The sequence below is a fragment of the Oceanimonas aquatica genome, assembly GCF_030732065.1.
Taxonomy (GTDB): domain Bacteria; phylum Pseudomonadota; class Gammaproteobacteria; order Enterobacterales; family Aeromonadaceae; genus Oceanimonas.
In genome coordinates this window covers 67,503-88,993 of record NZ_JAVBHX010000005.1, presented here as the reverse complement: position 1 = coordinate 88,993, position 21,491 = coordinate 67,503, and the positions used below count along the sequence as shown (strand labels likewise).

The window sequence follows — 21,491 nt, the reverse complement described above, 5'->3', positions numbered from 1 at the left end:
ATATTATGGCCGGACGTCCGACCACCATTCGGCGGTATCTGCTTAACCGCACCCTGCTGTTTTCCGTCATCGGTTTTTTGCTGTTGCTGGTGGTGGCCAATCAGGCCTATCAAAGCAGTGTGCGGCAAAGTGCGCGTCAGGTGGCGGCCTCGGTGGCGCAGACCACCTTTAATTCCATGTATTCCATCATGAGTCAGGGCTGGAGCCGCACTCAGCTGGAAACCTTTCTGACCCAGCTGGAGCAGGGCAGCCGAGAGCAGGGCTTTCATATCGGCCTGTACCGGGGCGAGCTGGTAAGCGAGCGTTTTGGCCCCATTGAACAGCGCGCCCCCGACGAGGTGCTGCTGGCCGCCGCCACCAGCGGGCGGATCACCGCCCTGGATCAGGGCGAACACCTGCGTTATCTCTATCCGCTCAAGGCGCACAGCGATTGCCTGGCCTGCCACACCAATGCCAGGGCGGGCGACACCCTTGGAGTGATTTCGGTGGAGCAGGATCTGTCCGGCCAGCTGGGCATGGCCAGCCGCAACCTGCTTTATTACCTGTTGCTGCTGTCGCCGCTGCCCCTGCTGTTTGCCTTCTGGGCGGTGCGGCGGGTCAGCCTCAATATCAATCAGTCGGTGCAGCACCTGTCCCGCAGCATTGCCCAGGTGGAAAGCCTGTCTGATCTGTCGCGAATGGGCAGTGAACGGCAGCAATTTCGCTTTAGTGAGATGAACTCCATCTTTGGTCAGGTAGAGCAGCTGGCCGACAAGCTGCGCAACATCGCCGTAGACAAGGATCTGCTGGAATTCGAGATCCGGCTGCTGGAAAAATTCGTGATCACCTCGGAGGTAGTGCGTGACTGGCGAGAATACGTCAATGTACTGATGCTCGACATCAATCAGGTACTCGATATTTACACCATGTTTTCCATCTTCAAGGTGGACGACGAGCTGTTCGATCTGGAAATCTTCTGGCTGTACCCACCGGCGCCGGCTACCAGGGAAATGATGGAGCAGGCGGTGCTGGCCCGGCTGCGTACCGGCGATACGCCCTTCAGCCATGGCGAATTCACCCTGCATCACAACGTGGTCAACCATGATCACGACCATGTGCTGGAGCTGGATGAAAAGGACATTGAACTGCAGACCAAGTCGCTGCTGGTGGAAGCCCCCAAGATCGGCGGCATTGTCGGTATCGGCGTGCAGGCCGACATCGTCAAGGACAAGACCCGGGTACTGGTGCTGGAGAGCATTCTGTCCACCCTGCTCAACGTGGTGGGCTCGGTCAAGGCCATCTACAAGTACACGCGGGATCTGGAGTACTACGCCACGCGGGATCCGCTCACCAACCTGTATAACCAGCGCATGCTGTGGGAACTGCTCGACTACGAGCTGGATCGCAGTCGCCGGCATGGCTATTCGGTGGCCATGCTGCTGCTCGATCTCGATAACTTCAAGTCCATTAACGATGGTTACGGCCATGCCTGTGGCGATCACCTGCTGACCGAGCTGTCGGTACTGCTGAAAGGCCAGCTGGGCACCGGGGACGTGCTGGCCCGCTACGGGGGCGACGAGTTCGTGATCGTGCTGACCGAGGCCGGCATGGAGCGCGCCCGGGACGTCAGTGAGCGCATATTGGCGGCGGTGGACGGTTTTGCCATGGATCACGACGGCGGCCAGATAAGAGTGACCTGCTCGGTGGGTGTGGGCATCTTCCCCGAACATGCCGGTAACGCCAAGGATCTGTTTTTGTTTGTTGATAACCTCATGTACCGGGCCAAGAGCCAGGGCAAAAACCGGGTATGCCTGCCCGGTGACGAGGATGTGGCGGACATCTTTCGCGATCTGAGCGAAAAAACTCAGCTGGTGGTGCAGGCTATTGAGCAGCGTACCCTGCTGCCGGTGTTTCAGCCCATACTGCCGCTGGAGGCCGGGGCGCCCATGGCGGTGGAGGTGCTGAGCCGTATTCGTCTGGCCGACGACAGCCTGATGAACGCCGGCGAGTTTATTGAAATTGCCGAGTCCATGGGCAAGGTGCACCTGCTGGACTATATCGTGATGGAAAAGGCCTTTGCCCAGGTGCGGGAAACCGGATTTGACGGCCTGGTGTTTATCAACCTGTCGCCCCGGGCCGTGCTGGTGGGGGATTTTCTTACCCGGGTGCGCACCCTGGTGGCCGATTACGGCATTGATGCCGAGCGGGTGGTGTTCGAGATCACCGAGCGCGACACCATCAAGAGCATGACGCTGCTGGAGCAGTTTGTGCGGGCCCTGAAGGATTCCGGCTTTTTACTGGCGATCGACGACTTTGGCTCGGGGTTCTCGTCATTTCATTACCTGAAACACCTGCCCATCGATTTTGTGAAAATCGAGGGCGAGTTTATTGCCAACATGACCCACGACAGCCGGGATTTGGCCTTTGTCAGCAGCATTACGCAACTGGCCAGGCAACTGGGGGTGAAAACCGTGGCCGAGTACGTGGAAAACCAGGACGTACTGGACATGGTCAGGGCCACCGGCATCGATCATGCGCAAGGGTTTCATGTCGGCCGACCCCATCCGCAACTGAGCACCTGGCTGCAGATGGAATCGCTCTGAAATCAAGCTTCAAACGCCGCCGGCACGACTATACTGATAGCGTTTTTTCTACAGGAGGAAGCGAATGATGGCAGTGCGACGTATGGCGTTATGGATCCTGGCCGGACTGACCCTGAGCCTGGCCGGTTGCAACACCTTTGCCGGTGCCGGCAAGGACATTGAGAAGGGCGGTGAGGCGGTGCAGGAAGCGGCCCGGGACGTACAGAGCAGGTATTAATGGCCCCAGGCTCGACCAAAGCCGGGACACCTGTCCCGGCTTTTGCTTATTCGGTCGCGTTGCTTTCTTGCAGTATGCGCCGGGCCCGGGCCATGACCGGGCTGTCCACCATGCGTTCATTCACCGCCACCACGGCCCCGTTGACCTTTTGCTCGGCAGCCAGCACCCGATCGGCCCAGGCCCGCTGGGCCGGCGTGGGAGCCAGTGCCTGCGTGGCGGTTGCCACCTGACGGGGATGAACCAGCAGCACTCCGCCAAAGCCCAGTTTCAGGCCCTCGCGCACATAGTTCTGCAATCCGGCGTCATCGTTAAAGGCGGTATAAACGGCATCCAGCGGAGCGGCCAGCCCGTGGGCCCGTGAAACCACCACCAGCTGACTGCGAATGGGCAGAAAGGGCATCTGATCATGTGGTTCACCCGCCGGCGGCGGGTAGTCCATGGCCAGATCCAGCGCCATGTCGAGCTGGCCAAACAGCAGCCGGGCCACGCCGTGAGTAGCGGCAATGTCATTCAGCCGGTGCAGGGCGCAGGCCGATTCGATAAAGGGCAGCAGCGGCTTGTCGGTCACGTTGGCCAGCTCCGCCAGCGCCTCGGCGTCTTCCGCCTTGGGCACCACGACCGCGGCCACGGCATCGGAGCGGCACAGCGCCATGTCCTGGTTGAACCAGGGACTGCCGGTGCCGTTGATGCGCACCAGCACGGAGGCCGGCGGCTGCTCCATCAGCCAGCTGGTCAGCGTGCCCCGGGCGGCGTCCTTGTCCGCCGGCGGCACGGCGTCTTCCAGATCGATGATAACGGCATCGGCACCACTGTTCAGGGCCTTGGCAAACCGCTCCGGGCGGTTGGCCGGTACAAACAGCAGGGTCTGCAGCGCATTGATATTCATAGAAAACTCCATGTAACCCTTCGCCTGGGCAAAGCGATGTGAAGGAGCCTTCTGTTTAGAACAAACAAGGCCCGGCTGCAAGCAGCACGGGCCTTGTTATATCACTTTGACGGAGCAGCGGTGCCCGAGCCTGAATTACAGGCTCTGGTGCGGGCCGAACACTTCGTAGTGCAGTTGTTCGTCGGCAATACCCCAGCCGGACAGGGTGTCTTTCACCATGGCCATAAAGGGCACAGGTCCGCAGAAATAGTAGTGAGCGCCCGGCTGGCTGATGGCCTCACGCAGCTTGCTCAAATCCATCATGCCGGTGGCGTCAAAGTCTTCCGCAGGCCGGTCGCTTTCCAGCGGTGCCCGGTACCAGGTGTGGGTTTCCAGGTTGGCATGAGCCTGGCGGCGGGCCTGAATGTCTGCTTTAAAGGCGTGCTGGGCGCCGTTTTCACAGGCGTGCAGCCAGTGAACGGGGGCCGGGTGATTCTGGCTCAGCAGCTGGTCGAGCATGGCGCGCATCGGGGTCAGGCCCACGCCGCCGGAGATCAGCACCACCGGGGTATCGGGCGCTACTTCCATAAAGAAGTCGCCGGCAGGGGGCAGCACCTGAAGGGTATCGCCTTGCTGCACATGGTCGTGCATAAAGTTTGATGCCACGCCACCCTGTTCGCGCTTGACCGCAATACGGTAGTGCTCACCGTTGGGGGCCTGGCACAGGGAATACTGGCGGTATTCCTTATGCTCCAGCCGGTCCGAGTCCAGGTGCAGGTTAAGGTACTGGCCGGGCTGAAAGTCCACCACAGCGCCGCCGTCGGCGGGCGCCAGCAGAAAGCTGGTGATGTGCTCGCTTTCCACTCGCTTTTCCTTCACCACAAAAGCCCGGGTGCCGCGCCAGCCACCGGCTCGAGTTTCGTTGTCCTGGTAGATCTGCTCTTCCCGGCCAATAAAGATGTCGGCCAGGGCGCCGTAGGCCTGGGCCCAGGCGTCGATCACCTCGGGGGTGGCGGCGTCGGGAGCCAGCTCTTTAATGGTCTCCAGCAGGTGGTGGCCAACAATGGCGTACTGCTCGGGCTGAATGGCAAAGCCGGTGTGCTTGTGGGCAATGCGCTCCACGGCGGCGCTCAGCACGGCGGGATTGTCGATGTTTTTGGCGTAGGCCAGCACGGCGGCAAACAGGGCGGCGGGCTGGCGACCGGTTTTCTGGTGACTGAGGTTGAACACATCCTTCAGCTCGGGGTTGTCGCGAAACATCCGCTGGTAAAAATGTTCGGTAAGGGCGGTATTGGCCGACTCCAGCAGGGGAACGGTGCTTTTCACGATATCAATGGTGCGAGCATCCAGCATGAGTACCTCGTTGGCTGTATTAAGGTGTATTCAAAATGTCACTTATGGGGCCGGAATAATATAGGTACATTTGAAATGCATCAATGAATATTTGCATTTTTTATGCATCAGGCTCGAGCTGGCGGGCCGCTGCCGGTATGATTGCGGGCATTGTGTGAAAGGAGTCTGCCAAATGTCGTCTTCATCGGGTTTCAGCCGAGTAATATCCGCCATCGATCAACTTAACGCCGAGGATCCCAACCTGCAGACCCACGAGGGTAAAGACTGGCCCAAGGAGTTGTTGTACAGCGAGCGAATGACGCAACAACTGCATGATTTTGCCCCCGATGCCGACGAACTGCTGCATATTGCCGCCCGGGCGCAACATGTACGCCGCTGGGCCATTCCCCGAAGCGATTACCCTATGGACCGGGCCGGCTACAAGCGCTGGCGCAGTGAACTGGCGCAGTATCACGCCGATGTCACCACCGGGCTGATGGCGGAAGCGGGATACGGTGAAGACGAGCAATTGCGGGTCAGCGAACTGCTGCTGAAAAAGCGGCTCAAGCAGGATGAGAGCGTGCAGACCCTGGAAGACGTGATCTGTCTGGTGTTCCTGCAGTTTTACCTGGAAGACTTCGCCGCCCGTCATGAAGAAAGCAAGGTGGTGGACATTATCGGCAAAACCTGGCGGAAAATGTCGGAAAAAGGCCATAACGCCGCCCTGGCGCTGGCGCTGACGCTGCCACCGGCCATGCAGACACTGGTAGGCAAGGCGCTGGCCGAATGAACATAGCGTTAAGGCTATGTACGGCATACGCAAAATATATTTATTTTAAATTTGTTAATAATGTTAATTTTTTGTTGTGCATCGGGGCCGGTGCACCCTTAACAGGATGTGAGCGAGAAGGGGAGAGGATCCGATGAATGCCATAGTGCTGGCGATTTTGGTAATGGTGGGCCTGTGTCTGGCCCGGGTATCGGTGGTGTTTTCACTGGTGGTGGCTGCCCTGGTCGGTGGGCTCTGGGCCGGCATGTCGGTGGACCAGGTGATTTCGGCCTTTAACGAGGGCCTGGGCGGCGGCGCGACCGTGGCGCTGGCCTACGCCACTCTGGGGGCCTTTGCGGTGGCGCTGTCGCGCACCGGTATTACCGCCATGGTGTCCGACAAGGCCCTGGCCTGGGTGGGCGCCCGGTCTCAGGGAGAGCCCGGTCAGGCCGGTGGCATTAAATGGTTGCTGTTTGTGGCGCTGATCCTGGTGGGAGCGGCATCCGGTACCGTGGTGCCGGTGCATATTGCCTTTATTCCCATTCTGGTGCCGCCCCTGCTCGGGCTGATGAACATGCTGCAGCTGGACCGGCGCGCGGTGGCCTGCGTGATCACCTTTAGTATCACCATTATGTACATGACCACGCCGGTGGGCTTTGGCACCATTTTCCTCAACGATATTCTCACCAACAGCGTGAACCAGGCCGGTGAAGGGCTGGGCATGCATGTCAGCACGGGCATGGCTCCCAAGGCCATGCTGCTGCCGGCGGTCGGCATGGTGCTGGGGCTGCTGGTGGCGGTGCTGTTCAGCTACCGTCGTCCCCGGGGCTATCAGTCGCCGCTGAATGAAGTGAAGGATGAAAAGGTCAGCCGGCCAACGCTTAGCCGCAAACAGCTGCTGATGATCGGGGTGGCCATTGTGGGGGCCCTGGTGGTGCAGCTGACCACCGGCTCCATGGTACTGGGTGGGCTGCTGGGCTTTGCGCTGCTGTCGATGAACGGCCTGTTCAAGTGGAAGGATCAGGACGATGTGTTTACGCAGGGCATGCGGCTGATGGCGCTGATCGGCTTTATCATGATCGCCGCTTCCGGCTTTGCCGGGGTCATGAAGGCGTCCGGCGCCATTCCCGAGCTGGTGGCGGGCTCCGGTGATCTGATCGGCGACAATCCGGGGCTGGCGGCGCTGGTGATGCTGCTGGTGGGGCTGTTTATTACCATGGGCATCGGCTCGTCGTTTTCCACCATTCCTATCATTGCGGCCATCTATGTGCCCCTGGCCATCAGCTTTGGCTTTTCGCCGCTGGCCACCCTGGCGCTGGTGGGTACCGCCGGTGCGCTGGGCGATGCGGGCTCACCGGCATCCGACTCCACCCTGGGGCCCACCGCCGGCCTGAACGCCGATGGTCAGCATGATCATATTCGTGATTCGGTGATCCCCACCTTTATTCACTACAACATTCCGCTGGTGATTTTTGGCTGGATAGCGGCCCAGGTACTGTAATTGCAACATGAAGCCGACAACCGCCTGCAAAAGCGCCGAAAGGCGCTTTTTTCTTATTCGTTCACATAACCGGCCAGCTCGTTCAGCAGCCAGTCCGGATCGTCGTGGGGCAGGTCATGGCCGGCCCAGGCATGCTCACGCACTTGTGTGTGCCAGTAGTCGGCCAGGGCATGGCTGCAGCGTGCATCCACCAGCCGGTCATGGCGGCTGCACAGGATCAGGGGTGTGATGCCGAGTGCTTGAGCGGGCACTCGAAAGCGGGCGGCGGCGGCAAGCTGGCGCACAAAGTTGCGATGCAGCACCGGGTATTCATTGGCGTAGCCCACCCAGCGCTGCAGGGTAGCGCGGCGATCATCGCGGCGGGCGCAGGTCAGCCGGTACACCTGGGCTTCCCGCTGTTTTCTTGGCAGCAGCAATGCCAGCAACAACCGAGGCAGGGCGACGGGACGCATGCGCTGCCAGAACGGACTGAGGCCGCAGCTCGAGTTGACCAGCACCAGCCCGGCCACTTCACGCGGATAACGGGCGGCCCACTGTGCCGCTATCATGCCGCCCATCGACAGTCCCAGCAGGTTTACCGGCGCGGTAAGATTGGCTTCCATACGGACCTGCTCCAGCATGCCGGCAATGAAACGGGCACTGTGTTGCTCGTGCTTCACGCCATTGCCGGCCAGCTCCAGGCACTGCACCGGCGCACCCAGACGGGTGGCGAGCCGGTCGGGAAAGTCTCCCCAGTAGCGGCATTCCCGCGCCAGGCCGCGCAGCAGGATCCAGCCGGGCGGAGGGGTACCTGGCTTGGTTAAGGGCTGAGCAAGGCGGGTTTGGGCCGGTACTTGGGTCATTTTGTTCCCCAGCGGCGCTCGGCGCCGGTTTGATGGTGATGCCGTTGAGCCCCGGCCGGCAGCCAGTTTTGCCAGCCATCGACGGCCCGCAACAGAAAGTCGAGCAGCAACTGATGGCGGCGCAGAGTGCGCTGATGGCGGTGGGGCACCAGGGGGTTGAACAGGCCGGTATAGCTGGTGAGCTGGCGCAGGTTCTTTTTTACCCAGAGCCAGGATCCCATTTCCAGCGTCAGGGGCAGAAAGATCTGTGTCTCGCGGGGCAGGTGCCGACGGTACAGGTAATCCCAGAGATCACCGTGGGTACGGTAATGATGATGTTGCGGCTCGAACAGATAGGGATGGTGGGGGTGGCTGCGTTCAAACAGCCGCAACAGGGCATGCAGCTCGGCGGCATGCTCCAGCAACTGGCGTCGCCCCGCGTACGGAAACCAGATCCGGTCGCGCATGCCAAAGCCCGAGTGGCAGTCCAGGGCCAGGGTAAAGGGGGCGGTCGCGAGCTGCTCTTCTGCCAGTGAGCAGATTGCCAGTGCTTCCGTTTGCATGGGGGTCTCCGGCTCGCCCCGGTACCAGGGCAGCCAGCGACCCAGGCGATGCCCGCAGACCGGCCAGGGGCCGGGCTGCTCGGCGTTGACCGGGGCATTGCGCATCAGATCGATGCCATTGCCGTTGCAGCGCCAGCCCCGCGCCATGCCCACCGGATTGAGCAGGGGGCAGAGCACGATACGCACCCGCTGCAGCAGTTGTTGCAGGCTGCGATCCCAGCGCAGACGCTGAAGCAGGGTGTCGAGCTGTGCCAGCACCAGCTGAGTGCCGATTCGCTCTATGCCGTGCACACCGCCGCAGAGCAGCAGCACCGGTGCTTCGCGCCGGGGACTGCCGAGCTCAAGAGCATACACCGGCAGTGTGCGGCCCTTGTCTTCCACCTCGGCCAGTACCCGGCTGCGCAAGGCCGGCGCCCCTCGGCGGATCAGCCGCTCGAGCATGCGCAACTCCGGCAGCCGTTTGTCATGGAAGGGGCCGTTAGCGGGCGTGGGCGGTTTGATGGTCATGGCCAGGGTTCGCCTGAGTCGAAAAGCTACACCGCAGTGTAGCGCTCACGGGGCGTTTTGCTGCTGGCATTATCGAACAGAGCCAGAAAAAGCGGAGCGCCGGACTCAGCCCTGCCCGGAACGAGGCGCAGCCCCGGTGACCTGTTCCAGAAACAGCCGCGCCGGCAACGACAGCGGAAAGTCTGCAGAGCGGGCCAGCACCACTCGCTGGGGCGGCACGTCATCGGAGAGAGGCACACAGGCAATGGGGGCGCCGTCGTAGCTTTGATCGCCAGCGGGCCGGGTGCACGACAGCGCCACGCCGTGGCCATGGGCCACCAGGCCGCGCTGCATTTCAAACGACAGGGTGTGATGTATGCGCGCCGGCTGCAGATCCCGGTGCCAGAACAGCGACAGAAAATATTCCCGGGTCAGCGGCAAGTCCTGCAATATCAGCATGTCTTCGGCCAGTTCCGCCAGGCTCAGTTGTGCCTGCCCGGCCAGGGCATGGCTGGCGGGCAGCAGGGCGTAGGGCCTGAGTTCGTCCAGCACGTGCAGCTCACACTCCGGCGGCAGCCCCAGGCCATAACTCAGCACCAGCTCGGCTTTGCCCTGCTCCAGGCCCTTGCGCACCCCGGCCAGATCCTGCTCCTGCATGATCACGCGAATGCGGGGGTAACGGCGTTCAAATTCGCTCACCAGCCGGGGCAGGTAGTAGGGGGCGATGTCCCGAAAGCAGCCGATCACCAGCTGACCTTCCACCTCGGTGTCGTGCTGGTGCTGGCTGTCGAGCAGGTTGTGGGACAGGGTGAGAATATGCCGGGCTTCCTTGAACAGCACTTCGCCCTTGGGGCTCAGACTGACGCCCTGGCCCCGGTGACGCTGAAACAAGGGTTGGCCAAGCAGGCCTTCCAGCTGGGTAATGGCGATGGACACAGATGGCTGGGACACATGCAGTGCCTCGGCAGCCTTGCTGATGCTGCCGTGCTGGGCCACGGCCACAAAGTAGCCAAGCTGACGAAAGGTAAAGGGTATAGTCATTATGCTATGAGCTTTATATTTAAACTGTATTTTTATGCTATGTAAAAAGGCTGTTAAAGTCGAGCCGTGAACGAACATTGGGGAAGGAGTGAAACATGACCACCGCCACCGCCAGCCAAACCTGGCTGACCGACGAGCAGAAAGCCGCCTACCAGCGTGACGGCGCCATTATCATCAAGGGCGTATTCAAGGACTGGATCGAACCACTGCGCGCCGGTTTTGACCGCGTGCTGCAAAATCCCAGCGAGCACGGCCGGGAAAACGTCACCGGCACCGAAACCGGCCGTTTCTTTGAAGATTACTGTAACTGGCAGCGTATTCCCGAATTTCGCCAGTGGATTGAGCAGTCACCCGGCGCGGCCATTGTGGGTGAGGCTACCGACTCCAAAGCGATTCAGGTGTTTCACGAGCACATTCTGGTCAAGGAGCCGGGTACCTCCAAGGCCACGCCCTGGCACCAGGATAACCCCTATTACTGCGTGGACGGCGAGCAGACCGGTAGCTACTGGATACCGCTCGATCCCATCACCCCGGAAAATGCCCTGCAGGTGGTATTGGGCTCGCACCGCTGGCCCAAGCCGGTGCGCCCGAGCAAGTGGTCCACCAATGCGTCCTGGTATGCCGACGACAGCCCCTACATGGACATGCCGGACATCGATAACGGCGACTTTGAGATTTTGATCCCGGAGCTGGAGCTGGGCGACGCCCTGCTGTTCAACTTTAAAACCGTGCACGGCGCCCCCGGCAACCAGACTCAACACCGCCGCCGGGCTTTTTCCACCCGCTTTATGGGCGACGACGTCCGTTACGTGAACCGGGGCGGCCCCACTTCACCGCCCTTTGACGGCATCAACCTGCAAACCGGCGATAAAATGCGTGAAGACTGGTTTCCGGTGGTATGGCGCCGCTAATACCAATTCGGTTTGCTAGCTGAATAATTCAACAGGTTATGCTTTTTCAGCATAACCTGTTTTATTTTGTTATTTCGGCCCTCAGTCCAGCCTCGCTAGAATCCCGCCTTTTATTGGTTACCGGAGAAACAAAATGACCACAGCCATTGCCGCGGCGAGCGAGCGCCGCACGCCCCTGAGCCTGGGCGTTCTGGCGCTGATCCTGGCCGGCACCCTGGCTCTGCTGCAACTGGCCGGTGTGCGTCAGATGGCCCTGTTTGCGGTGGGCGCTGCCCTGGGGCTGGTGCTGTATCACGCCGCCTTTGGCTTTACTTCCTCCTGGCGGGTCATGATCGCCGAGCGGCGCGGGCGCGGCCTGCGGGCCCAGATGGTGATGCTGGCACTGGCGGTAATGTTGTTTTTCCCGGCCCTGAGCCAGGGTGAGCTGGCCGGCCAGGCGGTCAACGGCTTTGTGGATCCCGTGGGGGTGTCGGTAGTGGTGGGGGCCTTTATCTTCGGTATCGGCATGCAATTGGGTGGTGGCTGCGCCTCGGGCACCCTGTTCACCGCCGGCGGCGGCAATGCCCGCATGCTGGTGACGCTGGTGTTTTTCTGTGTGGGTTCGCTGATCTCCACTCACCATGTGGACTGGTGGTTTTCTCTGCCGGCGTTTGAGCCCGTCTCCCTGGTCGAGCAACTGGGGCTGGCCCCGGCGCTGGTGCTTAACCTGGTGGTGTTTGCCGGTATTGCCTGGCTGACCCTGATCCTGGAGAAGCGTCGTCATGGTCGTCTGGAAGCGGAGCCGGCCAGCTCCCATCGGGGTCTGGCACGCCTGCTGAAGGGACCCTGGCCGCTGGTATGGGGCGCCGTGGCGCTGGTGCTGCTGAACTACGCCACTCTGGCACTGGCTGGTCGTCCCTGGGGCGTGACTTCCGCCTTTGCGCTGTGGAGTGCCAAACTGGCCCAGGGGGCCGGGCTGGATGTAACCGGTTGGGCCTTCTGGCAGTTCCCGGGTAATGCCAGTGCCCTGGCGGCGCCGGTGTGGCAGGACATCACCAGTGTCATGAACATCGGCATCATGCTGGGTGCCTTGCTGGCGGCGGTGCTGGCCGGCAAGTTTGCTCCCAACCTGCGTATTCCGCGTCGCTCCCTGCTGGCCGCGGTGATCGGCGGCCTGCTGCTGGGCTACGGTGCCCGCATGGCCTATGGCTGTAATATCGGTGCCTACTTCAGCGGTATCGCCTCCGGCAGCCTGCATGGCTGGATCTGGCTGGTGGCGGCCTTTACCGGCAACCTGGTGGGTGTGCGCCTGCGCGGCTGGTTCTTTCCCGGCGAGCGTCCCAAGCCGGCCCTGAACGGCTGCTGAGATAACGTCGTTAATGCCAAGAAGCCCGCATCAAGCGGGCTTTTTTGTGTCTCCATGCTTTCGTTCAGCCGTGGCCTTGATCTTCCTTGATCATGTCGGCGGCCTTTTCTCCGATCATGATGGAGGGGGCATTGGTGTTGCCGGACACGATCACCGGCATGATGGAGGCGTCGGCCACCCTCAGCCCCTCGATGCCATGCACGCGCAGCCGGCTGTCGACCACCGCCATCTCGTCCTGTCCCATTTTGCAGGTACTGGTGGGATGGTAAATGGTCTGGCTGAAACGCCGGGCCGCCTTCAGCAGTTCCTCGTCACTCTGGTACTGGCGACCAGGCACATGTTCGTCGGTGATCACCGGTTTCAGGGCCTCGGCTTCGGCAATGCGCCGGGCCACCTTGATGGCATCCACCGCCACCCGGCAGTCTTCTTCGGCAGACAGGTAGTTGGGCTGAATGGAGGGGTACTGATACGGATCGGCGCTGCGAATACGGATCCGGCCCCGGCTGTAGGGACGTAGCTGACATACCGAGGCGGTGAAGGCCGAGAATGGATGCACTCCGTCACCGGGTTTGTCCGCACTCAGCGGCTGCATGTGGAACTGGATGTCAGGCCTGCCCATTCCGTCTCGTGATTGAGTAAACACGTAGACTTGGCTGGCGGCCAGGGTTAGGGGGCCGGTGCGGGACAGCGCATACTGTATGCCAACGCCCATTTTTTTCAGCAGGTTGTTCACCTCGTCGTTCAGGGTGCGGCAGCTGGTTTTGAACACCAGGCGGATCTGCAGGTGATCCTGCAGATTTTCGCCCACGCCGGGCAGGGCGTGCTGGCATTTAACGCCCACCGAGGCCAGGTGTTCGGGATCGCCAATGCCGGAGCATTGCAGAATTTGCGGTGAGCCAATGGCGCCGGCGCTCAGCACAACTTCCCGGGTGGCCCGGGCCAGCAGCCGCTTACCCTTGTGTTCAAACTCGATACCGGTGGCCTGCTTGCCTTCCAGCAGAATGCGCCGGGTATGGGCTCGGGTGAGCAGGGTAAGGTTGGGACGCCTGAGCGCCGGTCGCAAAAAGGCCTTGGCACTGCTGCAGCGCAGGCCCTTGTGGGCGGTCTGCTGAAAATAGCCCACTCCTTCCTGGCGCTCGCCATTGCAGTCCGGGTTGGCGGGAATGCCGGTTTGCCGGGCCGCCTCGATAAAGCGATCGGCAATTTCCCGGCGCAGCCGCAAATCGGACACCTTGAGCGGTCCGTTCACGCCGTGGTAGGCGTCCGGGCCCCTGGACTGACACTCGGACTTTTTGAAATAAGGCAGCACTTCATTAAAACTCCAGCCTTCGTTGCCGAGGGCGGCCCAGTCGTCGTAGTCCTGATGCTGGCCACGAATATAAAGCAGGCCGTTGAGGGAGCTGGACCCGCCCAGGACCTTGCCTCGGGGCCACTGCAGCTGACGACCGGCGATGCCCTGATCCGGATCCGTCACATAGCACCAGTCGGTGGCCGGGTTGTGCATGGTCTTGAAGTAGCCTACCGGTACATGGATCCAGGGGTTCACATCCCTGCCACCCGCTTCCAGTAACAGCACGCTAACGGCGGGATCCTCGCTGAGCCGGTTGGCCAGCACACAACCGGCGGAGCCGGCGCCCACCACGACATAGTCAAACTCGCCGAACACCTTATCCTGGTATAAAGACATAATCACTCCATGAAAATGAGACATTTTGTATCAAAATAATTAAGTCGACGCATTTGGCAAGTTTTTTGTTGGGTTTTTGTTGTGATTTTGAGACTGAGATCCGGTGCTTTTTGCAGTAAGAGTACCCTGAAAGGAAAAGATTGGTGCTGATGATGCTGGCGCTTCTATTTTAAGATTTTGAAAAACAATTAAATTTATTTAAATGATACTTTTTGTATCGATTTTATTGATCGTTTTATTGACATCTTCACTGTTCGGTTTTTATAGTTCCACTTGTTGGATTGACGGTAACCATTTTTTAACATTGATCAACAGTGAGACAGGGAGAAGTCATTTATGAAGTGCATATCAGGTGTCGTATCATCCGCCGTGCTGGCCATGCTGTTCAGCGGTCAGGCCGCCGCCGAGTATCAGGGCCCCAAGGTTCAGTTCAAGCTGGCGCATCCGGCCCCCCCGGGCAGTCATATAACGGCGGCATACAAGAAATTTGCTGAGCTGGTGAAGGAAAAGTCCGATGGTCGCATTCGGGTCAAGGTGTTTCCGGGCTCCATTCTGGGCAGCGATCGGGTGATGATCGAAGGAGCCCAGCGCGGCACCCTGGAGGTGGGAGTCAGCTCCACTCCCAATCTGGCCAGTTTTACCCCCGTCTTTCAGGTCTTTGATCTGCCCTATATCACCAGCCCAGACAAGCAGGAGCAGCTGTACCGCGCCCTCGACAAGGGTCAGCCGCTGCATGCCTACCTGGAGCAGGCGGCCAACGACATCGGCCTGCAGCCGCTGATGTATGCCGAATATGGCTATCGCAACTTTGTGTCGAAGGAGCGTCCGCTGACCGGGCCCGATTCCCTGGCCGGGCTCAAGATGCGCACCACCGACTCGCCGGTGGACGTGGCGGTGACGAAGGCGCTGGGCGCCAACCCGTCTCCCATTTCCTGGGGTGAGGTGTATACCGCCCTGCAACAGGGCACCATCGATGCCGAGGGTAACACCTTTGATTTGATGGTGGGGGCCAAACACCACGAAAATCTGCAATACGCCATTACCTCGGCCCACAACTACGGCATGCAGGTGGCCATGGCCAACAAGAAATGGTGGGACAGTCTGACGAACGAGGCTAGGGCCCTGCTGGAAGAGGCGTCCACCGAGGCACTGGAATATCAGCGTACCGTGGCCTACCCCGCCGATCAACAGAAAGCGCGGGAAAGCATGCTGGCCGCCGGTGTCACCATTCATGAAACTACCGAAGAGGACATGGCCCGTTTCAAGGAGCTGACCCGGCCTGTGTTTAATCAGTTTGCCGAGCGCCTGCCCGACGAGCTGGTGAAGCTGGTACAGGACACCCAGAGCTGAGTTTTTTCCTTCAGCCCGGGTAGTCCCGGGCTGTAGCCAACCCGATTCCGGAGCCACCTATGGATACCCTGAAGCTGGACGGTGCCCTGGCGCACAAACGGCCGTGTCTGCAACTGACCCGGCTGTTTCATAGCCTGGAAAAACCCTTGCTGTTTATCGGTCTGCTGGCGATGATACTGATCATCAACTATCAGACCTTCTTTCGTTACACTCTCTCGACCCTGCTTGAGCTAGTGGCGACCCCTGGCTTTGCCCAGGCGGTGGCAGGCTGGATTGACCCGGATGCCCTGCGCCAGAGCCTGCGCAATACCGCTGGTTGGGGCGTCTGGACCGAAGAGCTGGCCCGCTACATCTTTATCTGGATCTCCTACCTGGCGGTATCGCTGTCCATTCTGACCCGCAGTGGCATACGGGTGGACGTGTTGCATAACCGTCTGCCCGAGCGGGCTCAGGCCGTGCTGTGGATTGCCATTGATGCCTGCACTCTGGTATTGGTAACAATGTTTGCGGTGATGGGGGCGGATTATGTGAAAATGCAGCTGCTGATGCCCCAGACCACCCCGGCGCTGCAGATCGGCTACTACTTGCCCTACCTGATCCTGCCCATCGGCTTTGGCCTGATGGTGCTGCGCACCCTGCAGTCGCTGTGGCGTCAGGGACGCGCCATGCCCTTTACCCATGTGCTGCTGGGCCTGGCTCTGGCGGCTGCGTTGTTCTTGCCGGTCATGCTGTCGGACGAATGGAGCGCCACTGGCCTGCTGTTTGGCTACTTTGTACTGTTTCTGCTGCTGGGTGTGCCCATCGCCTTTGCCCTGGGGCTGGCCGGTCTGGTCACCGTGCTGGGGGCGGGCACCCTGCCGGTGGATTATCTGGCGCAAATCGCCTTTTCTTCCATCGACTCTTTTCCCATTATGGCCATTCCCTTCTTTATCGCCGCCGGCGTCTTTATGGGCGCGGGTGGCCTGTCCAGCCGCTTGCTGGCGCTGGGCGACGAACTGGTTGGAGCCCTGCCCGGGGGCATGGCGCTGGCCAGCATCATGACCTGTATTTTCTTTGCCGCCATCAGCGGCTCGGGCCCGGCCACGGTGGCGGCCATCGGCTCCATTACCATACCGGCCATGGTGGCCCGGGGCTACGACAAGTATTTTGCTGCCACTGTGGTGGCCTGCGCTGGGGCTATCGGAGTGATTATTCCGCCCAGCAACCCCTTTGTGGTCTATGGCGTCTCGGCCCAGGTGTCCATCGGTGAACTGTTTATCGCCGGTATTATTCCCGGCTTGATTATGGGCGGCGCGCTGATGCTGGTGGCCTTCCTGATCTCCAAAAAGCATGGCTGGTACGGTGAGGTGCGCGAGCGCTCCCTGAAAACCCTGCTGGTTTGCACCTGGCAGGCCAAGTGGGCGCTGATGGTGCCGGTGATCGTGCTGGGTGGGATTTATGGCGGCATCATGACGCCGACCGAGGCGGCGGCGGTGGCGGCCTTTTACGGCCTGCTGGTGGGGCTCTTTATTCACAAGGAGCTCTCTCTGGCCAGCCTGTGGCATGCCAGTCAGGAAGCGGTGGGTATTTCCTCCATTATTATCGTGCTGATGGCCATGGCCACAATCTTCGGTAATATCATGACCATAGAGCAGATCCCCGAAACCATCGCCGATCTGATCCTGTCCATCACCAGCAACAAGTGGGCGATCCTCATCATGATCAACCTCTTCCTGCTGTGGATCGGCATCTTTATGGAAGCGCTGGCGGCCATCGTGATCTTGACGCCCATTCTGCTGCCCCTGGTCACCGCCGTGGGCGTACACCCGGTGCACTTTGGGGTAATGATGGTGATGAACCTGGCCATCGGCTTTATCACTCCGCCAGTGGGGGTCAACTTGTTTGTGGCCAGTGGTCTCGCCAAGGTGAGCATCGGAGGGCTGGCCAGTCGGGTATGGCCCTATCTGCTGGTGATGATAGCGGTGCTGCTACTGATCACCTATGTGCCATCTCTTTCCCTGTTGTTGCTGTAAAAACCCGGTATTCAGGGGCCTTCGGGCCCCTTTTGTGATCAAGGAGCGCATGATGGCGTCATTATACGATGCGGTGAGGGCTGGCGAGCGGCTGGCGACCCGGCTTGAAAGTGAACCCGGGTCGCCGGTGTGCCTGACGGTGGTGGATGACAGCGGCAGCCTGGTATATCTCTATCGCATGGCCGGGGCGCCGCCCCGGCTGGTGGCCATTGCCACCGCCAAAGCCTATACCGCAGTCAGAATGGGCCAGCCGACCCGGGCCTTTCGTGAGCGGCTGGAGCAGGAAAAGCTGACTCTGGCGGATTTTCAGGATGCGGGGCTGACCTCCCTGCCAGGAGGCTGGCCGCTGCAGCGGGCCGGTAACCTTTTGGCCGGCCTGGGGATCAGTGGCCGCACCTTGGACGAGGATGAGCAGCTGTGCCGGCGCTGGCTCGACGGCCTGAACATGGACTTGCAGGGAAGCGGCGTAGCATCCTGATTTCCCTATGATAAGATGCCTGCTCAAGGATAGAGGAGAGCCTATGAGCACCGCCGCCAGTGCCACCAATTCAACCCTGCTTCGTGCCTTTGCCCTGCTGGAGGAAGTTCTTGCAGAGGAGAGGGGCGTGACGGCCGCCGAGCTGTGCCAGCGGCTCGATGTGCCCAAACCCACCATACACCGCATTATCGGTCAGCTGGAGCAGGAAGGCCTGCTACAAAAGGAGCCGGATGGCCGTTATCTGGCGCCGGGTCCCCGGCTGCGGCGCATGGCCCTGAACACGCTGGCCCACCGCAGCGTGGGGGCCGCCCGCCGAGCGGTGTTGCAGCGGCTGGCGGACGAGCTGGGGGAAACCTGCAACCTGACCCTGCTGGATGGCCATGAGCTGGTGTATTTCGAACGGGTGGAAACCAACTGGCCGGTACGCATTCAGCTGCATCCGGGCTCACGCATGCCGCTGCACTGCACCGCCAGCGGCAAGCTGTTTCTGGCCATGATGCCGGTGCATCAGCGCAAGGCACTGTTGTCGGGACTGTCCCTGAAGGCCCACACTGCCCGGACCATTACCGACCGGGAGCGGCTGGAGCAGGAGCTGGACACCATTGCCGCCCAGGCCCTGAGCACCGATAACGAAGAACTGATCGAAGGCATGGTGGCGCTGGCGGTGCCCATTTACAACGAGGTGGGCCAGGTGCGGGCGGCGGTGGCAGTGCATGCCCCCACCATTCGCAAGCCGCTGTCTAGCCTGATGGAGTGGGCGCCGGCCCTGCGCCAGGCGGCCCTGCAACTGGAAAAGGTGATCGACCTTTAAGGGTGACTCAGCCTGTTCTTCAGCTTATTTTTCAACTCGGCCAGCAGCCGAATGCCCGGCTCGATGCGCTCCAGCGGTATGGCCGAGAAACCGAGCTTGAGGGTGTTGGTTGGCAGGCCTTCACCAATGTGGTAGCTGTCGCCGCTGATGATCAGCAGATCTTGCTCCGCCGCTAGTCGCTTCAGGGCGGCGCCATCCAGCCCGGGAGGCAGGGTCAGCCAGCAGGACGAGCCGCCGATCGATGACACCTGGCAGTCCGGCAGGTGCTGCTGCAGGGCCTCGGCCAGGCAACGGGCCCGCTGTTCAAACTCCCGGGCCAGTTTGCGCATCAGGGTGTCGTGATAGCCGAGCGACAGAAACAGGGCCACGGCCCGCTGGTTGTTGAGGGGCGGGTGGCGCAGCATCAGCTGGCGCAGGTTGCGGGCCTCCTGAATGACCGGCGCCGGTGCCACCAGAAAGCCCATGCGCAGGCCGGGCGCCAGGGTTTTTGACAGGCTGCCCACATAGAGCACCCGGCCCTTGTCATCCAGGCTTTTCAGCGCCGGGGTCGGATGACTGTCAAAATTCATCTCCATTTCGTAATCGTCTTCAATCAGCAGAAAATCGTGCTGTTCGGCCTGCTCGAGCAATGCCTGCCGGCGTACCAGTGGCAGGGTAACCGTGGTTGGACACTGGTGGCTGGGCGTCAGGTAGATGGCGTCGCAACCGGACAGGCGGTCGTCCACTACCAGCCCCTGCTCGTCCACCGCCAGGCTCTGCACCCGGGCGCCGAACAGGCGGGCGATATGGGCGGCACTGGGGTATCCGGGATCCTCGATACCGAAACAGGACTGGTCGTCCAGCAGCAGTTGGGCCAGCAGATAAAGCGCCTGCTGGGAGCCGACGGTGATCAGGATCTCATCATTATTTGCCTGTATGCCCCGGCTGGGCAGAATGCGTTTTTGCAGTTGCTCGATCAGCATGGGGTCGTCGCTGTCATAGCGATCCGAGCCCCAGTCCCGAATGGCCTGCACGCTCACGGCATCGCGCCAGCACCGGCGCCAGTGCTGTACCGGGAACAGACTGTTGTCGAGCTGACTGTAGACAAAGGGATAGCGGTAATGCTGCCAGTTGTGAGACAGACTGGCATTGGGCTGCTGGCCCGGCCGGGACTTCAGCCTGCTGGTCCAGTCCAGGCTTGCTCCCGGCCTGGCGGTGCTGCCGGGACTGGCAGGGCTCGCCGGCTCGGCCTGAAAGTGGGGGTTGACGAAATAACCATGTCGCTCACGGGAGATAAGATAACCATCGGCCACCAGACTGTCGTACACCAATACCACGGTATTGCGGGACACATTCAGATTTTTGGCCAGGTTGCGGCAGGAAGGCAGGGGCTTGTCGGTGGGCAGAAAGCCGCCCAGAATGGAGCTGACCAGCTGCTCCCTTACCTGCCGCTGCAGGGTGGCCGGAGCGCTTCTGTCCAGGTGAAACAATGCGGGCATGGTGGTGCTCTCCCTTGCTATCGATAAATCGGGCCAGTGATGACCGGCCTGCTACAGTACAGCTAAAAACGAAATAATATGAGACATATTGTTTCGATTTTTATGTGATCGCAAGGGGGATACTGTATATGTTTTAAAGCATTTGTCGCCACAGGGCGGCGGTGAGTACGCCGGCGGCGATGGCGGGCAGGGGCTTTTTCAGCACCAGCATTACCAGGCCGGTGGCCAGCAGGGCGGCCCGGGCGCCGCCGTCACCATTTATTGCCTGGGGAGTAAGAATGGCGATCAGCACAGAGCCCGACATGGCGCTGATAAAGTTCTGTACCCGGCGGTTGATGGGAATAAACGACATCACCAGCACCCCACCCAGGCGGGTGAACAGGGTGACCACCGCCATGATGGCGATAATCAGCAGAGTGCCGTGACCGGCGGTTTCGAGCATCATCAGTGCTTCTCCATCCAGATGGCGCCAAGGGTGCCGCCGGCCAGCGCCCCTACCACCACATGACTGTTTTCCGGCAGCCACCAGTAGGCGGCCATGGAGCTCATGCCGGCCACCACCCAAATGGCCAGGGTACGCATATCCTTGCGGGCACCCAGGGCCATGGCCAGCAGAAAGCAGCCCAGCACCATGTCGAGGCCAATGCTGACCGGATCCTCAATGGCGCTGCCAAAGCGAATGCCGAGAAAGGTGCCGACCATCCAGAAGCCCCAGATCGCCATGCCGCCGCCAAACAAAATGCCCAGCGCCCGCTCGCCCTTGTGAAAGTGCTGCATGGCCAGGGCCCAGTTGGCGTCTGAAGCAAACAGCATAATGCCGTAGCGTTTGGCCGGGGGCAGGTGGCGCAGCCAGGGGTACAGAGTGGCCCCCATCAGCAGGTGGCGGGCATTAATGGCAAAGGTGGTGATCGCCAGTGGCACCACGGGCACCTGCAGGCCCCAGATGTCGAGGGCGGCGAACTGGGAGGTGCCGGCAAACACGGTGGCGCTCATCAGCACAATGTGGCCGTCGCTGAGACCGGTCTGGTGTGCCGCCAGACCAAAGGCCAGGCCAAAGGCGGCCACAAAAAAGGAAAGCGGCAGCAACTGCTTGAAGCCCTGCCAGGTGTCCTGCCGGTCCAGCCGTGCCTGGGCCGCATGGGTGTCCATAGGTATTCCGCGTGTGAAGACGTAAAACCGACAGCATATCATAGGGAGCGGCAAGGGCGAGGCGAAGGATCACAGATACCAAAAGGCCCGCAC

19 protein-coding genes are annotated in these 21,491 nt (G+C 60.9%); 10 read left to right on the top strand and 9 right to left on the bottom strand.

What is annotated here, in order from left to right; translation table 11 throughout:
- Positions 1 to 5: 5 nt before the first annotated feature.
- Entirely contained in the window at positions 6 to 2,582 is a 2,577-nt protein-coding gene (locus Q9290_RS08710; protein ID WP_306079257.1) for a putative bifunctional diguanylate cyclase/phosphodiesterase, read from the top strand.
- A 64-nt stretch (positions 2,583 to 2,646) separates the two neighbouring features.
- Positions 2,647 to 2,799, top strand: a complete 153-nt coding sequence (locus Q9290_RS08705) for an entericidin A/B family lipoprotein (RefSeq protein WP_306079256.1) — start codon at positions 2,647 to 2,649, stop codon at positions 2,797 to 2,799.
- A 46-nt stretch (positions 2,800 to 2,845) separates the two neighbouring features.
- Here the strand turns inward: Q9290_RS08705 and Q9290_RS08700 are convergent, their stop codons facing one another.
- Together Q9290_RS08700 and hmpA are read right to left on the bottom strand one after the other, a co-directional pair.
- A complete protein-coding gene (locus Q9290_RS08700; RefSeq protein ID WP_306079255.1) occupies positions 2,846 to 3,685 on the bottom strand; it encodes an HpcH/HpaI aldolase/citrate lyase family protein in 840 nt (279 codons plus the stop codon).
- 135 nt (positions 3,686 to 3,820) lie between these two features.
- Positions 3,821 to 5,017 carry an NO-inducible flavohemoprotein gene (gene hmpA, locus Q9290_RS08695; protein ID WP_306079254.1) on the bottom strand — a complete coding sequence of 399 codons (1,197 nt, stop codon included), beginning with the start codon at positions 5,015 to 5,017 and terminating at the stop codon, positions 3,821 to 3,823.
- Positions 5,018 to 5,189: 172 nt separating this feature from the next.
- Here hmpA and Q9290_RS08690 point away from each other — a divergent pair, with 172 nt between their 5' ends.
- Both Q9290_RS08690 and Q9290_RS08685 read left to right on the top strand, forming a co-directional pair.
- On the top strand, positions 5,190 to 5,786 hold the full coding sequence (locus Q9290_RS08690) for a DUF4202 domain-containing protein (RefSeq protein ID WP_306079253.1): 597 nt from the start codon (positions 5,190 to 5,192) through the stop codon (positions 5,784 to 5,786).
- Positions 5,787 to 5,919: 133 nt separating this feature from the next.
- Entirely contained in the window at positions 5,920 to 7,266 is a 1,347-nt protein-coding gene (locus tag Q9290_RS08685) for a Na+/H+ antiporter family protein (RefSeq protein WP_306079252.1), read from the top strand.
- Positions 7,267 to 7,319: 53 nt separating this feature from the next.
- On the opposite strand, the gene Q9290_RS08680 is transcribed toward Q9290_RS08685, so the two are convergent.
- The 3 genes from Q9290_RS08680 to Q9290_RS08670 all read right to left on the bottom strand — a co-directional run bounded on the left by Q9290_RS08680 (position 7,320) and on the right by Q9290_RS08670 (position 10,177).
- Positions 7,320 to 8,108 (bottom strand): alpha/beta fold hydrolase, encoded by a 789-nt coding sequence (locus Q9290_RS08680; RefSeq protein WP_306079251.1) that lies wholly within the window; start codon positions 8,106 to 8,108, stop codon positions 7,320 to 7,322.
- Positions 8,105 to 9,157: a M14 family zinc carboxypeptidase gene (locus Q9290_RS08675; protein ID WP_306079250.1), complete on the bottom strand. Its 1,053-nt coding sequence runs from the start codon at positions 9,155 to 9,157 to the stop codon at positions 8,105 to 8,107. The genes Q9290_RS08680 and Q9290_RS08675 overlap by 4 nt, the downstream gene beginning before the upstream one ends.
- 105 nt (positions 9,158 to 9,262) lie before the next feature.
- Positions 9,263 to 10,177 carry a LysR substrate-binding domain-containing protein gene (locus Q9290_RS08670; RefSeq protein ID WP_306079249.1) on the bottom strand — a complete coding sequence of 305 codons (915 nt, stop codon included), beginning with the start codon at positions 10,175 to 10,177 and terminating at the stop codon, positions 9,263 to 9,265.
- Between the two features lie 95 nt (positions 10,178 to 10,272).
- Here Q9290_RS08670 and Q9290_RS08665 point away from each other — a divergent pair, with 95 nt between their 5' ends.
- Positions 10,273 to 11,088 (top strand): phytanoyl-CoA dioxygenase family protein, encoded by an 816-nt coding sequence (locus Q9290_RS08665; RefSeq protein WP_306079248.1) that lies wholly within the window; start codon positions 10,273 to 10,275, stop codon positions 11,086 to 11,088.
- 133 nt (positions 11,089 to 11,221) lie between these two features.
- A complete protein-coding gene (locus tag Q9290_RS08660) occupies positions 11,222 to 12,433 on the top strand; it encodes a YeeE/YedE family protein (RefSeq protein ID WP_306079247.1) in 1,212 nt (403 codons plus the stop codon).
- A 64-nt stretch (positions 12,434 to 12,497) separates the two neighbouring features.
- Here Q9290_RS08660 and Q9290_RS08655 read toward each other — a convergent pair whose 3' ends face one another.
- Positions 12,498 to 14,120: a GMC family oxidoreductase gene (locus tag Q9290_RS08655; RefSeq protein ID WP_306079246.1), complete on the bottom strand. Its 1,623-nt coding sequence runs from the start codon at positions 14,118 to 14,120 to the stop codon at positions 12,498 to 12,500.
- Between the two features lie 336 nt (positions 14,121 to 14,456).
- Here Q9290_RS08655 and Q9290_RS08650 point away from each other — a divergent pair, with 336 nt between their 5' ends.
- From Q9290_RS08650 to Q9290_RS08635, 4 genes are read left to right on the top strand one after another with little or no spacing between them, the layout of a single operon-like run.
- The gene (locus Q9290_RS08650) at positions 14,457 to 15,470 is read left to right on the top strand and encodes a TRAP transporter substrate-binding protein (RefSeq protein WP_306079245.1); all 1,014 of its coding nucleotides are present in this window, start codon (positions 14,457 to 14,459) and stop codon (positions 15,468 to 15,470) included.
- A 59-nt stretch (positions 15,471 to 15,529) separates the two neighbouring features.
- Positions 15,530 to 17,482: a TRAP transporter large permease gene (locus Q9290_RS08645; RefSeq protein WP_306079244.1), complete on the top strand. Its 1,953-nt coding sequence runs from the start codon at positions 15,530 to 15,532 to the stop codon at positions 17,480 to 17,482.
- A 52-nt stretch (positions 17,483 to 17,534) separates the two neighbouring features.
- On the top strand, positions 17,535 to 17,960 hold the full coding sequence (locus Q9290_RS08640) for a GlcG/HbpS family heme-binding protein (RefSeq protein ID WP_306079243.1): 426 nt from the start codon (positions 17,535 to 17,537) through the stop codon (positions 17,958 to 17,960).
- A 43-nt stretch (positions 17,961 to 18,003) separates the two neighbouring features.
- Positions 18,004 to 18,771 (top strand): IclR family transcriptional regulator, encoded by a 768-nt coding sequence (locus tag Q9290_RS08635; RefSeq protein ID WP_306079242.1) that lies wholly within the window; start codon positions 18,004 to 18,006, stop codon positions 18,769 to 18,771.
- Here the strand turns inward: Q9290_RS08635 and pdxR are convergent.
- The 3 genes from pdxR to Q9290_RS08620 all read right to left on the bottom strand — a co-directional run bounded on the left by pdxR (position 18,768) and on the right by Q9290_RS08620 (position 21,398).
- The gene (pdxR, locus tag Q9290_RS08630; protein ID WP_306079241.1) at positions 18,768 to 20,249 is read right to left on the bottom strand and encodes a MocR-like pyridoxine biosynthesis transcription factor PdxR; all 1,482 of its coding nucleotides are present in this window, start codon (positions 20,247 to 20,249) and stop codon (positions 18,768 to 18,770) included. The genes Q9290_RS08635 and pdxR overlap by 4 nt on opposite strands.
- A gap of 133 nt (positions 20,250 to 20,382) precedes the next feature.
- On the bottom strand, positions 20,383 to 20,694 hold the full coding sequence (locus Q9290_RS08625) for an AzlD family protein (RefSeq protein WP_306079240.1): 312 nt from the start codon (positions 20,692 to 20,694) through the stop codon (positions 20,383 to 20,385).
- Positions 20,694 to 21,398 carry an AzlC family ABC transporter permease gene (locus Q9290_RS08620; RefSeq protein WP_306079239.1) on the bottom strand — a complete coding sequence of 235 codons (705 nt, stop codon included), beginning with the start codon at positions 21,396 to 21,398 and terminating at the stop codon, positions 20,694 to 20,696. The genes Q9290_RS08625 and Q9290_RS08620 overlap by 1 nt, the downstream gene beginning before the upstream one ends.
- Positions 21,399 to 21,491: the final 93 nt, after the last annotated feature.

Coding starts and splice junctions, on each gene's coding strand:
- Q9290_RS08710 (WP_306079257.1), top strand. CDS start 6: ATGGCCGGACGTCCGACCACCATTCGGCGGTATCTGCTTAACCGCACC.
- Q9290_RS08705 (WP_306079256.1), top strand. CDS start 2,647: ATGATGGCAGTGCGACGTATGGCGTTATGGATCCTGGCCGGACTGACC.
- Q9290_RS08700 (WP_306079255.1), bottom strand. CDS start 3,685: ATGAATATCAATGCGCTGCAGACCCTGCTGTTTGTACCGGCCAACCGC.
- hmpA (WP_306079254.1), bottom strand. CDS start 5,017: ATGCTGGATGCTCGCACCATTGATATCGTGAAAAGCACCGTTCCCCTG.
- Q9290_RS08690 (WP_306079253.1), top strand. CDS start 5,190: ATGTCGTCTTCATCGGGTTTCAGCCGAGTAATATCCGCCATCGATCAA.
- Q9290_RS08685 (WP_306079252.1), top strand. CDS start 5,920: ATGAATGCCATAGTGCTGGCGATTTTGGTAATGGTGGGCCTGTGTCTG.
- Q9290_RS08680 (WP_306079251.1), bottom strand. CDS start 8,108: ATGACCCAAGTACCGGCCCAAACCCGCCTTGCTCAGCCCTTAACCAAG.
- Q9290_RS08675 (WP_306079250.1), bottom strand. CDS start 9,157: ATGACCATCAAACCGCCCACGCCCGCTAACGGCCCCTTCCATGACAAA.
- Q9290_RS08670 (WP_306079249.1), bottom strand. CDS start 10,177: ATGACTATACCCTTTACCTTTCGTCAGCTTGGCTACTTTGTGGCCGTG.
- Q9290_RS08665 (WP_306079248.1), top strand. CDS start 10,273: ATGACCACCGCCACCGCCAGCCAAACCTGGCTGACCGACGAGCAGAAA.
- Q9290_RS08660 (WP_306079247.1), top strand. CDS start 11,222: ATGACCACAGCCATTGCCGCGGCGAGCGAGCGCCGCACGCCCCTGAGC.
- Q9290_RS08655 (WP_306079246.1), bottom strand. CDS start 14,120: ATGTCTTTATACCAGGATAAGGTGTTCGGCGAGTTTGACTATGTCGTG.
- Q9290_RS08650 (WP_306079245.1), top strand. CDS start 14,457: ATGAAGTGCATATCAGGTGTCGTATCATCCGCCGTGCTGGCCATGCTG.
- Q9290_RS08645 (WP_306079244.1), top strand. CDS start 15,530: ATGGATACCCTGAAGCTGGACGGTGCCCTGGCGCACAAACGGCCGTGT.
- Q9290_RS08640 (WP_306079243.1), top strand. CDS start 17,535: ATGGCGTCATTATACGATGCGGTGAGGGCTGGCGAGCGGCTGGCGACC.
- Q9290_RS08635 (WP_306079242.1), top strand. CDS start 18,004: ATGAGCACCGCCGCCAGTGCCACCAATTCAACCCTGCTTCGTGCCTTT.
- pdxR (WP_306079241.1), bottom strand. CDS start 20,249: ATGCCCGCATTGTTTCACCTGGACAGAAGCGCTCCGGCCACCCTGCAG.
- Q9290_RS08625 (WP_306079240.1), bottom strand. CDS start 20,694: ATGATGCTCGAAACCGCCGGTCACGGCACTCTGCTGATTATCGCCATC.
- Q9290_RS08620 (WP_306079239.1), bottom strand. CDS start 21,398: ATGGACACCCATGCGGCCCAGGCACGGCTGGACCGGCAGGACACCTGG.